Origin of the sequence: Amycolatopsis circi, assembly GCF_003385235.1 — a bacterium.
In the GTDB taxonomy this organism is placed as follows: Bacteria; Actinomycetota; Actinomycetes; order Mycobacteriales; family Pseudonocardiaceae; genus Amycolatopsis; species Amycolatopsis circi.
On the sequence record NZ_PQIA01000008.1, the window covers coordinates 90,978 to 105,096 of the forward strand.

13 protein-coding genes are annotated in these 14,119 nt (G+C 68.7%); 5 read left to right on the plus strand and 8 right to left on the minus strand.

Annotation, left to right across the window (positions count from 1 at the left end):
* Positions 1–11 precede the first annotated feature (11 nt).
* Together D0D37_RS04075 and D0D37_RS04080 are read left to right on the plus strand one after the other, a co-directional pair.
* Positions 12–956: an AAA family ATPase gene (locus D0D37_RS04075; protein WP_116199135.1), complete on the plus strand. Its 945-nt coding sequence runs from the start codon at positions 12–14 to the stop codon at positions 954–956.
* Positions 953–2,626 (plus strand): cobaltochelatase CobT-related protein, encoded by a 1,674-nt coding sequence (locus D0D37_RS04080; RefSeq protein WP_244223371.1) that lies wholly within the window; start codon positions 953–955, stop codon positions 2,624–2,626. The genes D0D37_RS04075 and D0D37_RS04080 overlap by 4 nt, the downstream gene beginning before the upstream one ends.
* 43 nt (positions 2,627–2,669) lie before the next feature.
* Here D0D37_RS04080 and D0D37_RS04085 read toward each other — a convergent pair whose 3' ends face one another.
* From D0D37_RS04085 to ald, 5 genes are all read right to left on the minus strand, one after another.
* On the minus strand, positions 2,670–4,109 hold the full coding sequence (locus D0D37_RS04085; RefSeq protein WP_116199136.1) for a sodium:solute symporter family protein: 1,440 nt from the start codon (positions 4,107–4,109) through the stop codon (positions 2,670–2,672).
* Complete coding sequence (locus D0D37_RS04090) at positions 4,109–4,342, minus strand: DUF3311 domain-containing protein (RefSeq protein ID WP_116199137.1); 234 nt, start codon at positions 4,340–4,342, stop codon at positions 4,109–4,111. The genes D0D37_RS04085 and D0D37_RS04090 overlap by 1 nt, the downstream gene beginning before the upstream one ends.
* Positions 4,339–6,003, minus strand: a complete 1,665-nt coding sequence (locus D0D37_RS04095; protein ID WP_116199138.1) for an amidohydrolase — start codon at positions 6,001–6,003, stop codon at positions 4,339–4,341. Before D0D37_RS04095 ends, D0D37_RS04090 begins: the two co-directional genes overlap by 4 nt.
* A 107-nt stretch (positions 6,004–6,110) precedes the next feature.
* On the minus strand, positions 6,111–7,574 hold the full coding sequence (gene pdxR / locus D0D37_RS04100) for a MocR-like pyridoxine biosynthesis transcription factor PdxR (protein WP_116199139.1): 1,464 nt from the start codon (positions 7,572–7,574) through the stop codon (positions 6,111–6,113).
* A 91-nt stretch (positions 7,575–7,665) separates the two neighbouring features.
* Positions 7,666–8,781: an alanine dehydrogenase gene (gene ald, locus D0D37_RS04105; protein WP_116199140.1), complete on the minus strand. Its 1,116-nt coding sequence runs from the start codon at positions 8,779–8,781 to the stop codon at positions 7,666–7,668.
* Positions 8,782–8,985: 204 nt separating this feature from the next.
* Between ald and D0D37_RS04110 the strand changes: the two genes are divergently transcribed.
* Together D0D37_RS04110 and D0D37_RS04115 are read left to right on the plus strand one after the other, a co-directional pair.
* Positions 8,986–9,975 carry a phosphotransacetylase gene (locus D0D37_RS04110; RefSeq protein WP_116199141.1) on the plus strand — a complete coding sequence of 330 codons (990 nt, stop codon included), beginning with the start codon at positions 8,986–8,988 and terminating at the stop codon, positions 9,973–9,975.
* Positions 9,972–10,649, plus strand: coding sequence for a phosphonatase-like hydrolase (locus D0D37_RS04115; RefSeq protein WP_116199142.1), 678 nt, complete (start codon positions 9,972–9,974; stop codon positions 10,647–10,649). Before D0D37_RS04110 ends, D0D37_RS04115 begins: the two co-directional genes overlap by 4 nt.
* A gap of 21 nt (positions 10,650–10,670) precedes the next feature.
* Here D0D37_RS04115 and D0D37_RS04120 read toward each other — a convergent pair whose 3' ends face one another.
* The gene (locus D0D37_RS04120; protein ID WP_208719793.1) at positions 10,671–11,234 is read right to left on the minus strand and encodes a TetR family transcriptional regulator; all 564 of its coding nucleotides are present in this window, start codon (positions 11,232–11,234) and stop codon (positions 10,671–10,673) included.
* A gap of 72 nt (positions 11,235–11,306) precedes the next feature.
* Here D0D37_RS04120 and D0D37_RS04125 point away from each other — a divergent pair, with 72 nt between their 5' ends.
* The gene (locus tag D0D37_RS04125) at positions 11,307–12,476 is read left to right on the plus strand and encodes an FAD-dependent monooxygenase (protein ID WP_116199144.1); all 1,170 of its coding nucleotides are present in this window, start codon (positions 11,307–11,309) and stop codon (positions 12,474–12,476) included.
* Here D0D37_RS04125 and D0D37_RS04130 read toward each other — a convergent pair.
* Together D0D37_RS04130 and D0D37_RS04135 are read right to left on the minus strand one after the other, a co-directional pair.
* A complete protein-coding gene (locus tag D0D37_RS04130) occupies positions 12,473–13,117 on the minus strand; it encodes a cysteine hydrolase family protein (RefSeq protein WP_116199145.1) in 645 nt (214 codons plus the stop codon). The genes D0D37_RS04125 and D0D37_RS04130 overlap by 4 nt on opposite strands.
* Before the next feature lie 72 nt (positions 13,118–13,189).
* Positions 13,190–14,116 (minus strand): LysR substrate-binding domain-containing protein, encoded by a 927-nt coding sequence (locus D0D37_RS04135; RefSeq protein ID WP_116199146.1) that lies wholly within the window; start codon positions 14,114–14,116, stop codon positions 13,190–13,192.
* Positions 14,117–14,119: the final 3 nt, after the last annotated feature.

A 14,119-nucleotide genomic window follows, 5' to 3' on the forward strand; every position in this document is an offset into this window, starting at 1 on the left:
GAGGTTTTCCGATGAACCCGTTGAACGGCAACGGTCCCGACGCCCGGATCGCCGTGCGCGACGCGTTCGGTCTCGACTCGTCCATGACAGTCCCGTGCTTCTCCGAAGCCGACGAGCACGTGCCCGAGGTCGACCCGGCCTATCGGTTCAACCCGGACGTGACGCTCGCGTTGCTGGCCGGGTTCGCGCACAACCGGCGCGTGCTCGTGCAGGGATTGCACGGCACCGGCAAGTCCACGCACGTCGAACAGGTCGCGGCGCGGCTGAATTGGCCGTGCCTTCGGGTGAATCTCGACGGTCATATCAGCCGCCTTGACCTCGTCGGCAAGGACGCGGTCGTGCTGCGCGAAGGCAAGCAGGTCACCGAATTCCGCGAGGGGATCCTGCCGTGGTCGCTGCGCCGGCCGACCGCGCTGATCCTCGACGAGTACGACGCGGGACGGCCGGACGTCATGTTCGTCATCCAGCGACTGCTCGAACGGGACGGCAAATTCACGCTGATCGACAGCAACACCGTGCTGCGCCCGCATCCGGGTTTCCGGCTCTTCGCCACGGCCAACACGGTGGGGCTGGGCAATCTCAACGGGCTGTACCACGGCGTGCAGCGGCTCAACCACGCGCAGATCGACCGGTGGAACATCGTCGCCGCGCTGGATTATCTGCCGCCTGAGGAAGAAATCGCGATCGTGCGGGCGCGCGTGCCGGGGCTGTCCGGGTCGTTGATCGAGGCGATGGTGGCGGTCGCCGGATTGACCCGCGAGGGGTTCCGGGCGGGCGATCTGTCCGCGCTGATGTCGCCGCGCACGGTCATCACCTGGGCGGAGAACTGCGAGATCTTCACGGATCCGGCGGTCGCGTTCCGGTTGACGTTCCTGAACAAATGCGACGAGGCCGAACGGCCGGTCGTCGCCGAGTACTTCCAGCGCTGCTTCGACCAGGAGCTGGCCGCGGCGTGAGCACGCCCGAGACGCGGCGGCGCCAGCAGGTCGAGGAACTGTCCGCGGCGGCGATCCGGGCGGTCAGCGGGTCGCCGGACGCGCATTTCCGGGGCGGGCGCCTGCATCGCGGGACCCGGCCGGTGCCGCTGCCCGCGCCGCATTTGCGGGCGGAGGACGAGGATCTGCCGTCTTTTCGCGGTGCGGCCGACGGGATGGCGCTGCACCTGAGCCGCTCTGATCGGGAGCTGCACCAGCGGTTGCGGCCGGAGGGCGGCGTCGAGCGGCTGTTGTTCGAGCTGCTGGAGCAGTTCCGGGTCGAGTCGTTGGTTCCGGCCGGTTTTCCTGGCATAACGGCGAATTTGCGGCGGCGGCACGAACGGTGGTCGCTGTCGGCGCACCACAATGGACTGACTGAGACGGCGCGCGGTGTGTTGATTTACACCGTCGCGCAGGTCGCGCGGGCTCGGATCACTGGCGAGCCAGTGGTGGAAGAGACCGAGGATCTGATCGAGGCGACTCGGGCAGCCATCGCGCCGATGATCGGTACGCAGTTGGCTGGGCTTCGGCGGGACCGGACTGATCAGGCTGCGTTCGCCGAGCATGCGCGGGCGTTGGCTGAAGCGGTCGCGGCGTTGCTGGAGCCGGAGAAGTCCGAAGAGGATGAGGACGAAGCGGAAACTGCGGCGTACGCGTTGCTGCTGGATTTCGACGACGAAACCGGCAGCGAGGAAGGCGGTATCGCGGGTCTCGGTGACCACAAAGGACCGGTGGCGGCTGGGCAGTATCGGGTTTTCACCACTGCCTACGACCGCGAGGATCGGGCGGGACCGTTGGTGCGGCCGGAATTACTGCGGGAGTTGCGCGAACGGCTTGATGCGCGGGTGGCGAAGCAGGGCGTCAACGTGGCTCGGCTCGCGCGAGAACTCACGGCGGTACTTGCTGAGCCAGAACGGTCCGGGTGGGACGGGGCGCAGGAGGAAGGCCAGATCGACGGCCGGGCGCTCGCGCGGTTGATCGCGACGCCTGCGGACCATCGAGTTTTTCGGGTCGAGCGGACGGAACCGGTCGCGGATGTGCTGGTCACGTTTCTGATCGACTGCTCAGGGTCGATGAAGGCGCACCGGGAAACCGTTGCGGTGCTTGTTGATCTCTTCGCTCGCGCGCTCGATCTCGCCGGTGCCAGCTGCGAGATTCTCGGCTTTACCACGGCTTCCTGGCACGGCGGCCGGGCACGGCGGGACTGGATGCGCGCTGGGCGGCCGAAACAGCCGGGGCGGCTCAATGAGCGTCGGCATCTGGTGTTCAAGGACGCTGCGACACCGTGGCGGCGCGCTCGACGGGACGTCGCGGCGTTGCTCAAAGCCGATCTGTTCCGCGAGGGCATCGACGGCGAGGCGTTGACGTGGGCGGCTGAGCGGGCACGGGCGTGCGAGGCGCGGAGGCGGTTGGTTTTCGTGCTGTCGGACGGAAGTCCGATGGACGGTGCGACTGTGCTGGCCAATGAGGAGCGTTACCTCGACCGCCATCTCGTGCAGGTGGCTGATGGGCTGGAGCGGAGCGAGACGGAGGTGTATGGGATCGGGGTCGGGCTCGATCTTAGTGCGTACTACCGCCGCAGCGTGGCGCTGGACGCCGCGGAAGGCACGGGGTTTCGTGCCTTCCGCGAGATCCTCGGCTTGGTGTCGTGAGTGTTTATGCCGGTTCTAACCGGCATAAACACTCACGACGTCCTCAATGTGCGGCTGCCGCAGCCGGACTCGCTGACGCCTCCGTACCACTCTCCAAGGCGATCGGAGAGCGTCGCTTGCCCGGTGCGAGCAGGCTCCAGCCGAACACGATGACCAGGTTGACGCCCATCGACACCAGACCGGTGTTGAGGCCGCCGAGCGTCACGCCGGTGGCGTACAGGACGACCGCGGTCACCACTCCGACCACCATGCCCGTGGCGATCGCGGCGGTGCGGACCCGCCGCGCGAACAGGATCGCCAGCCAGCCCGGCACGACCTGGGCGAGCAGGTTGTAAGTCAGGTTCAGCACGGTGAGCATGAGCGTCGAGGCGGTCAGCGTGAGCACGGCGGCAAGCACCAGGAACACCGCCACTGCCACGACCGTCCAGCGCCGTTGTGCGGCGGGGCGGACGTTCGGGGCCAGGTTGCGGCTGACCATGCCGCCGATCGCCAACGCTGTCGCGGACAGCACCAGCACGCCGGACAACGCGGCACCGGCGGCCACGAGGCCCAGAACCGGTTCCGGGAGAAGGCCTTTCGCGGTCACCATGAAGACCGTGTTCGGGTTCTTCAGCCCGGGATGCTGTTTCAGCCCGTAGTAGGCGGCGAAGACGAGGAACGGGTAGATCAGCATGTACAGCGGCATCCACACCGTCGAACTCTTCACCGCCCGCTCGGAACGCGCGGGGAACACGTACGCGCCACCGAAGCCGAGGTAGAAAACCACGCTCTGGAACAGGATCGTGGTCATCGCGAACCAGAGATCCTGGCCGCCCATCGTGGTTTGCGCTCTGGCCAGCGCCTCCGGCCCGGTCACCCCGGACGTCCCGCCGGCGACCAGCACCGCGGCCAGGCCGACGAGCACGACCCCGAGCAGCATGAACGCGTCCTTGAGGATCGACACGAACGCGGGGGAGCGGATGCCGGACACGGCGATGTAGGCGAACGCGATGACCCCGGCCAGCAGGACGCATTGCACGGGCGTGAGTTTCAGCCCGAGGTTGCTCAGCACCACCTGCAGGCCGATGAACTGGTACTGGCCCCACGGCACCAGCGCGATCAGCATCGTGACGCAGGTGATCAGTTCGAGTGTCCGGCTGCTGTAGTGGCGGCCGAAAACGTCCGGGACGGTCATCGCGTCGTGTTTGCGTGCCGCGCGCCAGACCAGCGGGGCGAGAAAATAGCCCAGCGAATAGGCGAGCAGGATGTAGCCGAGGAACCAGATTCCGTAGCTCGCGCCGTGGGCGTAGATCCCGCTCGGGAAGCCGATCATCGTGCCGATGCTGTACACCTCGCCGACCGCCAGGAAGTACAGCAGCCACGGCGGGAACGAGCGGCCGCCGACCAGGAATTCGGAGATCCCGCCGCCGCGCGACGAGCGGCCCGCCCACAGCGCCAGCAGGATCGAGAGCACCATGACGACGGCGACAATGAGAATCAGCATTACTGGTCCTCCTTCGCTGCGGGCTTGTCGGCCGGGTAGTGCTGACGGTCGAAGAATCGCCAGCTGATCCACAGGCAGAGCGTGGTCAGCGGGAAGCAGAGGAACATCCAGAAGAACACGAGCGGGAACCCGGCGACGGTCGCGGGCGAGCCCGCCACCAGCGGAGTTCCGCCGAGGATCGCGACCGCGGGGATGCCGAGCCCGATGCACAGGCTCGGCCAGCTCCGGATCATCGGACGCCTCCGGTCTCGACGGGATCGCGTTGCCAGACCAGCTGTCCGCCGATCACCGTGGCGTCGACGGTCAGGTCGCGGATCCGGCTCGGGTCCACTGCGGTCGGATCCTCGGACAGCACGATGAGGTCCGCGAGTTTGCCGATTTCGAGGCTGCCCTTGCTCTCCTCCTCGCCGGCCAGATAGGCGGCGTCGATCGTGTACCCGCGCAGGGCGGCTTCGACGTCGATCGCCTGTTCCGGGCCTAGCAGCTGGCCGCTGCTCGTTTGCCGGGCGACGGCGCACCAGATGCCTTCCAGCGGCGGCACCGGCGTGACCGGGGTGTCGGAGTGGAGTCCGAAGTGGATTCCGCGGGAGCGGGCCGACGCGAGCGGGCTGATCCGGCGAGCGCGTTCCGGGCCGAGGAACACGTCCCGGTGCCGGTCGCCCCAGTAGTAGACGTGCTTGATGAAGAAGGACGCGGCGATGCCGTTTTCCGCCATCCGGTCCAGTTGATCTTCGCGGGCGGTCTGGCAGTGTTCGATGCGGTGCCGTCGGCCGGTGCCTTCCGGTGCGCCGAGGCGGGCGTAACCGTCGATGATGGCGTCGATCGCCGCGTCGCCGTTGCCGTGCACCGCGACCTGCCAGCCCGCGGCGTCGAGCGCGGCGATGCGGCGGGACAGTTCGTCCGGTTCGAGCAGCATCATGCCGTGGTCGTCGGGGGCGCAGGTGTAGCCCTCGGCCAGGCAGCCGGTGCGGCCCTGGATCGAGCCGTCCGCGACGATCTTGATGCCGTTCATGGTGAATCCGTCCGGATTGGACGGATCCGGCGATTCGGGGGTGCCCTCGGCGAGGCCGGGCAGGAGGGTGTGGAACAGATAGCCGTGGATGCGGGTGTGCAGCTTTCCCGCCTGGGTCAGCATCCGGTACGCGGCTAGTTCCTGTTCGCCGCCGATCAGGCCGATTCCGGTGTCGTGCACCGAAGTGACGCCGTTCCGCAGGTACTCGGCGTCGGCCAGCTGCAGCGCTTCGGCCAGTTCGTCGGGGCCTTGCGAGGGCATCGCGGAGTTGACGAGGAATGCCGCGGTCTCGATGAGGAGGCCGGTCGGTTCGCCGCGTTCGTCGCGGGCGATGACGCCGCCGGGCGGGTCGGGAGTGGCCGCGGTAATGCCGACGGCTCGCAGCGCGGCGGAGTTCGCCACGCTGAAATGGCCGGTCACATGAGTGAGCAGGACGGGGTTGCGCGGGGAGACCGGGTCCAGGTCGTGCCGGGTGGGGTGCCGGTTGTCGGCGAGCAGCGTGTCGTCGTAACGGAAACCCTTGATCCATTCGCCGGGGCCGAAATCGCGCGCCGCCTGCCGGACGCGGTCGGCGATGTCGCTGATCCGGTCATTGGGCGGGCTTCCGGCGTCGACCGGGGCGGCCAGCGCCATGCCGAAGAACGACGGATGGTTGTGCGATTCCACGAAACCCGGGACGACGGTGCGTCCGGCGAGGTCGAGCACTGTCGTTTCGGGACCGGCGAGGGCGGCGATCGCGCGGTCGTCGCCTATTTCGGTGACCCGGCCGTCGCGGGCGGCGAGCGCGGACGCCCGCGTCCCGCCTCGGTCCAGGGTCAGCACCGTGCCCCCGAGCACCACCAGGTCGGGGGCCGGACGAGCGGATACCGCGGGTTCGCCCACGATGGGACCTCCTTGTCCACGTGTCCTGCCCCCAAGACAGTGCCGGGGGAGCTGGCCCGCGAACAGGTCCAGAAAGCTACGCGCGCGTGGTGCCAGCGCAGGGCCGGTCAGGCGTCGAGCAGCTCCCGGCAGACGTCGCCGAGCAGCCGGATCCCGGGGTCGATCGCGGACGGCGGCGTGGCGGAGAAGCCGATGCGGAAGTGGTTGCGCGGCGGGTCCTCGCCGAGGAAGAAGATGTCGCCGGGTTCGATGAGGATTCCCAGCTCCTCCGCGCGCTCCACCAGGAGGCGGCAGTCCAGTTCGGACGGTCCGGTCATCCACAGGCTGACGCCGCCGGGCGGGTACGGGCCTTGCGCCCACGGCAGGTATTCGGTGACCGCGGCGCAGGTGGCGGTCCACTTGCGCATCAGTTTCGTGCGGTAGCGGCGCAGGGAACGGTGGTACTCGCCGCTTTCGATGAGCAGCGCCAGCGCCCGTTGCAGCTGGCCGGGCGGGTGGCGCAGGACGTACCGGCGGGCTTCGCGCAGCGCGCGCACCAGTTCGCGCGGTCCGACCAGGTAGCCGAGCCGCAGGCCGGGGGAGAGGAACTTGGAGAAGGTGCCGAGGTAGACGGCGTCGCCGGAGTTGTCGAGGGCCTTCAACGCCGGGGTCGGGCTGCCTTGGTAGCGGAATTCGCTGTCGTAGTCGTCTTCTACGACGACCGTGCCGGACGCGGCGGCCTGGGCGAGAAGCTGGCGACGGCGGCCGATGCTCAGGGTCGCATTGGTGGGGTGCTGGTGGCTGGGGGTGAGGTAGAGGAGGTCGACACCATCCAGCGACTCAGGCGGCTGCAGACCGCGGGAGTCGACGTCGATTCCGGTCACGTGGGCGCCGGTGCGGAGGAAGATGTGCCGGGCGTCGAGGTAGCCGGGGTTTTCGATGGCCACGACCTGGTCCGGGCCGAGCAGCACCCGGCCGAGCAGGTCGAGGCCTTGCTGCGAGCCGACGGTGATCAGCACTTCGTCGGGATCGGCCTCGATGCCTCGGGTGGTCAGCAGTTGGCGGCACACCATCTCGACCAGCATCGGGTCGTCGGAGCCGACGCTGTCCTGCAGGCTGTGGAAGACATGCGGCCGGTAGAGGGCGTCGCGCAGGCAGCGCGTCCAGGACCGGGCTGGGAACGCGGTGATGTCGACCTGTCCGGCGAGGAACGGGTACGGGTAACTCGCCCAGTCGGTGCGTTTCTCGATGTGGGCGACGTCGGCGTCCGGGAACCGGCGAACCCGGCCGGCCCAGTCGATGCGCGATTCGGTGTCTCGTTCCTCGACCGCGCAGTGCGGGCGCATCTCGCCGTTGACGAACAATCCGCTGCGCTCGCGGCTTTCCACGTAGCCCTCGGCGACCAGCTCCTGGTAGGCGAGGTTGATCGTGTTCCGGGAAACGCCCAGTTCGACGGCCAGCTCCCGCGAGCTGGGCAGCCGGCGGGCCGGGTCGAACGTGCCGATGGCGATCCCGTGCTCGATCGCTCGCCGGACCTGGCGGTACAGCGGTTCGTCCGACGAGCGGTCGATCTCGATCAAGGTGCGTGGCAAGTGCGCTCTCCCAAGTGGCCGGCGTGGAGCGGGTGGGCTGAAACGTAACTCGCAGTGGCCGGTTTTCCCAGCCCGCGCCACGCCGGGAGGCTCAGGCCAGCGCGTCGGCGACGTCGGTGACGGGCAGGCCGTGCGCCACGGCGACCGGCTCGTAGGTCAGCGCCCCGGCCACCGTGTTCACGCCGCCGCGGAGTTCCGGCGTGTCCTGCACCGCGGTCCGCAGGCCCTTGTTCGCGATCTCCAGCGCGTAGGGGAGCGTGACGTTGGTGAGCGCGTGCGTGGAGGTGTGCGGGACCGCGCCCGGCATGTTGGCCACGCAGTAGAACACCGATTCGTGCACCCGGAAGGTCGGGTCGGCGTGGGTCGTCGGGCGCGAGTCCTCGAAGCAGCCGCCCTGGTCGATCGAGATGTCCACGAGGACGCTGCCCGGCTTCATCCGCGAGACCGTCTCGTTGGACACCAGGCTCGGGGCCTTCGCGCCCGGGACGAGCACCGCGCCGATCACCAGGTCGGCTTCGAGTACTGCTTGCTCGATCGCGTACGAGTTCGCCGCGGCGGTGCGGATGCGGCCCTGGTACATCCGGTCGGCGGCGCGGAGCTTGTCGACGTTCTTGTCGAACAGCACGACGTCGCCCCAGGTCCCGGCCGCGACGGCGACCGCGTTCATCCCGGCGACGCCCGCGCCCAGCACGACCACGCGGGCCGGCGGCACCCCGGAGACGCCGCCGATCAGCACGCCGCGCCCGCCGTTGACGCGCATCAACGTCTGCGCGCCGACCTGCGGGGCCAGCCGTCCGGCCACCTCGCTCATCGGGAACAGCAGCGGAAGGGAACCGTTCGGCAGCTGGACCGTTTCGTAGGCCACCGACGTCGTGCCCGCGTCGAGCAGGGCCTTGGTGCAGGGCTCGCTCGCGGCGAGGTGCAGGTAGGTGAACAGCAGCTGGTCGGAACGCAGCCGGTGGTACTCCTCGGCGACCGGCTCCTTGACCTTCAGCACCATGTCCGCGGTGCCCCACACGTCGTCCGCGTGGTCGAGAAGCTTCGCGCCGGCGGCCGTGTAGTCCTCGTCGCGGATGGACGAGCCTTCGCCCGCGCCGCGCTCCACGAAGACCTCGTGGCCGGCCGAGGTGAACTCGTGTACTCCGGCCGGCGTCGCCGCCACCCGGTATTCGTGGTTCTTGACCTCGCGAGGCACACCGATCTTCATCGCCTGCTCCCATCTGCCGTGTGTGGTCCGACCGAGAGTGCGGGAGGACTGGCCACCGCGAAAGTGCCAGAAACCGCTCGGTCGACGGGTCCAGGCTCGGGGCCTTCTGGACCTGTCAACGGGTGCTGTTCTGGCTCTGTCCCTTGGGGCCAGGGGCCGAGATCCTGCTCGGGGAGCACTGCCGTCCGCGAGGGAGTTTGCGAGATGACCATGGCCCCTCTGGCCGAGACCTGGCGGGACCGCGTCGGCGACGCCCGTCCTCGGATCGCGCTTGCCGACGGCGCTGATCCGCGTGCCGTCACCGCGGCCGCCCACCTGGTCGAGCGCGGCGAGATCGAGCCGGTTCTGGTGGGGCCTGCGGCGGAGATCGCTGCTGTTGCGGCGGAGCTTGGTTTCTCGGTGCCGCCTTTTCTGGACACTGCCGCCCTGGCTGGCGATGACGCTGTCCTCGCGCGGCTGGCTTCGGCGTTTCCTGACCGGGTGGAGACGGTTCGCGACGATCCGGTCGCTCTCTCCGCTGCGCTTCTCGCGTTGGGCCGGGTGGATGCCTGCCTTGCTGGCGCGACGCGACCTACGTCCGATGTGCTTCGGGCTGGGCTGCGGATTGTCGGCCTCGCTCCCGGCGTCCGGACTTTGAGCAGTTGTTTCCTGATGCTGTTGCAGGACGGCCGCTCGCTCACCTTCGCTGACTGTGCCGTGGTTCCGGAACCGGATGCGGACGCGTTGGCGGACATTGCCGTCGGCGCGGCTTCGACGCACCGCGCGCTGACCGGGACCGAGCCGGTTGTGGCGATGCTGTCGTTCAGCACCCAGGGGAGCGCTAAGCATTCGGCGGTGGACAAGGTTCGACAGGCTACTTCGCTGGTGCGGGAACGTCTTCCCGGTGTGGACGTGGACGGCGAACTGCAATTCGATGCCGCTGTCGTGGACGCGGTGGGGGTGGCCAAGGCTCCGCGGTCGACTGTCGCTGGGCGGGCGAATGTGTTGGTGTTCCCTAATCTTGACGCGGGGAACATCGCTTACAAGATCGCGGAACGGCTGGGCGGAGCGACTGCGCTCGGGCCGATTCTGCAAGGCGTGGCAGCGCCGCTGCACGACCTTTCGCGCGGCTGCAGTGCGGCCGATATCGAGACGATGGCCCTGATCAGCGCGGTGCACGCGGTGACCGGGCGGGAAGTGGAGGGGGTCCGATGACGCGAGGTGTGGAGCTGGTCGTGCTGGACATGGCTGGCACGACGGTTCGTGATGACGGTGCTGTCGAGGCTGCTTTTTCCGCGGCGCTGGAATCGGTGGGGGTGCCTTCCGACTCTCCGGAGCGCGAGGATGCGGATGCCTACGTCCGCGACACTATGGGGCAGTCGAAGATCGAGGTCTTCCGGGCGCTTTTTCCCGCTGACGGGGTTGCGGAGAAGGCTAATCAGGTTTTCGAGAATGCGTTTGCCGCGCAGGCTATCGAGGTCGCTGCGCCACTTCCCGGTGCGGAGGAGGCGATCGACAAGTTGCGTGCGCAGGGGCGTCGGGTGTGTCTGAGCACGGGGTTCTCGGCTGCCACGCGCGATGCGTTGCTGCGGCGGCTGGGGTGGACGGATCTGGCCGATCTGGTGGTGTGCCCAGCGGACGCCGGCGGGCGGGGCCGACCGTTCCCGGACATGGTGCTGACTGCGGTGCTGCGGTTGGGGATCACGGATGTGCGCGCGGTTGCGGTGGCGGGGGATACCGGATTCGACATGCTGACCGGACGCCGGGCCGGGGCGTCCGTGGCGGCTGGGGTGTTGACCGGGGCGCATGACGAAGCGACGTTGAGGGCGCACGGGGCCACGCATGTGCTGGGGTCGGTGGCTGAGTTGCCTGCGGTTCTTGAAGGCTAGGAATTTGAACCGCCGCTGGAGTCAGGCGGGCGGCGCGACCGCTGTAGCGATCAACGCCCTAGCAGCGATCTCGATCCGTTCCTCGTCCCCAGTCACGATCCGGTCCAGGCACAACCCCCGCAGGCCGGAGATCAGCAGGCTTGCCCGCGCGGCTGCCTCCGGTTCGGTATAACCCAGTTTCCGGTACACCGGCACCAAAGGATCCACCATCGCGGTGATCGTTTCCCGGGCGACTTCCAGGTACCGCTCCGGTTGCGTCGGGGCCAGGGCCAGCACCTGGAACAGGATGTGGATCGGCCGTTGCTGGCGGCCTCGGGTGATCGCTTGCCACAGGGCCAGGGCCGCGGCGCTGAGGGATTCCGCGTCGTGCACGGAGCGGAAAAGCTCGGTGACGTCCGGGCGGCTCGCGGCGATCGCTTCGGTGATCAGGTTTTCCCGGCTGCCGAAGTAGTACAGCAGCATGCGCTTGCTCGTCCCCAGCGCTTCGCCCATCGGCGCGAGCGACAGGTCCGCGATGCCGTGCGTCGCCAGGTAGTCCACGGCTTGCTGCAGCAGTTCGGCGCGGCGGCCGGTTCCGGAAGTCACCCCTTGACTGTACCGATCGGTACGCCGTACCGTCCATTCCTGTACCGATCGGTACATGGCGGAGGAGGGCTGATGGCGGGCAAAGCACTCTCGGTGGCGATCGTCGGCGGCGGGATCGGCGGGCTGACGTTCGCGCTCGCGTTGCGGCAGCGCGGGATCGGGGCGGAGGTGTACGAGCGGTCGGCCGAATTGCGGGAGGTCGGGGCGGCGGTGGCGTTGGCTGCCAACGGGTCCCGGGTGCTGCAGCGGCTTGGGTTGCGGGACGAGTTGGCCGCGTGTTCCGCGGTGCCGACAGAACTGGTTTACCGGCATTGGCGGGACGGGCGGCGGGTGGTCGCGTTTCCGATCGGGGACGCCTATGAAGAACGGTTCGCTGGGCCGTATTTCGGGGTGCATCGAGCGGATTTGCAGCGGATTCTGGCTGACGCGTGGGGCAAAGTCCATCTTGGACGGCAGGTGACCGCGGTGGTTTCGGCCGGGGCCGGGTATCGGCTCGAGTTTGCCGATGGGACAAGCGAAACCGCTGACGTGGTGGTGGGCGCGGACGGGGTGCATTCGGCCGTCCGCAAGTGGGTGGATGACGCGCCCCTTGCCCGGTACTCGGGTTCGAGCGGGTTTCGCGGGCTGGTGCCGGTGGCGCAGTTGCCGTCGTTGCCGGACCCGGGGGCGATGCAGTTCTGGTTGGGGCCGGGCGGGCATCTGCTGCATTACGCGATCGGCGACGGGTCGGTGGTGAATTTCCTTGCGGTGCTGGACGAACCGGCCGAGTGGGCGGGGGAGTCGTGGACGGAGGACATTCCCCGGGAGCGGATCGAGACGGCCTTCGAGGGCTGGCATCCGGCGGTGCGCGAGATGGTCAGTGCGACGACGTTGTATCAACGGTGGGGATTGTTCAGTCAGTATCCGCTCAACCGTTGGCATCGCGGCGGAGTGGTGCTCCTCGGCGACGCCGCACACGCGATGCTGCCGCACCATGGGCAGGGTGCGAATCAGACGATCGAGGACGCGGTGACGCTCGCCGAGTGCCTCGCGCGGGATTCGCGCGAGGCAGCGCTCGCCAGGTACGAGAAGCTGCGGCGGCCGCGGACTCGGGCGGTTCAGCGGAGTTCGTGGGTGGCGAACGCGCTGCTGCATCTGCCGGACGGTCCGGCGGCTGACGCCAGGGACGTCGAACTGGGACGGATCGGCGAGACGGTGGCGTGGATCCACTCGCACGACGCGTTGGCGACCGCTAGGGGCTAGGCAGCCCCTTTTGCCGCGAGCGTCTTGAATTCGGTGCTCGTCAGGACGTCCGCGGTGGACTGAGCGAGGACGACCAGCGTGGCGGCGTGCACCTCGGCGGCGGACATCGCGCCGTGGCCCAGGTCGGGGTGGTCGTAGGTGGCGCACGCGTCGGACAGCACTCCGGTGCGGAAGTCGCGGAACATCGCGTCGCGGATGGTGGCGTGGACGCAGTCCTCGGTGGTCACTCCGGTGGCGATCAGGGTGTCCACGCCGCGTCCGCGGAGCTGCATCTCGAAATCGGTGCCGTAGAAGGCGCTGTAGCGGTGCTTGGGGATCAGCGGCTCGTCGGGACTGCGGTCCACTTCGGAATACAACGCGGCGCCGGGAGTTCCGTCGATGAGCGCTTGACCTTGCGCGATCGGCGGGTACAGGTCGGCGAACCGGCCCATGTCGGAGCCGTCGGGGCGGTGGACGTGCGCGGTGAAGAACACGGCGATGCCCGCGTCGCGGCAGAACCGGACGGTGTCGTTGAGGACGGGGATCATAGCGCGGCCGGCCGGGGATTCCAGCGGGGCGCCCGGAGCCAGGAAATCGTGCTGCATGTCGATGACGACCAGTGCGGTGCGGGCCGGATCGACGGTGGACAAGCGGTAACCCATGGAAGCTCCTTCCGCGGAGGTCCATGAGGTATCACGGTTTGACGCCGGTCGTCAAGAAAACGACAGAAAGCGTCAGGCGTCTTCGATCTGCGCGGCGACGGTGCGCAGGGACGCGATCAGCGCCTGCGTGGCCGGGTTCAGCCTGCGTCCGGCGGCCAGGGTCAGGCCGACGCTGTGCCCGATGTTCTCCAGCGGCGTCGGCAGGGTGACCAGCCGCGGGTCGTCCACGCCGAGCAGGCCGGGCAGCGCGGCGACCATCGCGGTTTCGGTGAGCAGTTGCCGGACGGTGAGGAACGACGTGGCCTCGACGCGGTTGGCGGGCAGGTCGAGGCCGTGCTGGGCGAACAGGCTTTCCAGCTCCTGGCGCAGCATCGTCTCGGTGCCGGGCACGATCCACGGGAAGTCGGCGAGGTCCTCCAGCGAGACGCTTTCGCGCGCGGCGAGCGGGTGGTGCACGCCGGCGACGACGCGGATCGACTCCTGGTACAGCGCTTGCCGCCGGGTGTCTTCGGTGCCGGGACCGCTCAGCCTGCCGACGATCACGTCCACGCGGCCCGCGGTCAGCTCCACGAGCAGCGATTCGGGCGTTCCCTCCCGGACGACGACGGTGACCAGCGGGTGGTCTTCTTTCAGGTGCGCGATGGCTCGTGGCAGCAAGAGATTCGAGCCCGCGAGATGGATACCGGCGACGACCCGGCCGCGCGTCGCGTCGGCGATCTCCACGACGTGCCGGGCGGCGTGAGTCAACTGGGCGAGCACGGCGCGCGCGTGTTCGGTGAACGCGGTCCCGAACTCGGTCGGTGTGATTCCGCGCGGCCCGCGTTCGTAAAGCGGCACGCCGAGGATGGCTTCGAGATCGTGCAGGCCGCGCGTGACGACCGGCTGCGTGACGTGCAGGGCGGCGGCCGCGCCGACGACGCTGCCCTGCTCGGTGAGGGTGTCCACCAGCACGAGGTGCCTGAGCTTGAGGCGGCCGTCGAGCAGGCGGGGCATCTCCATTCC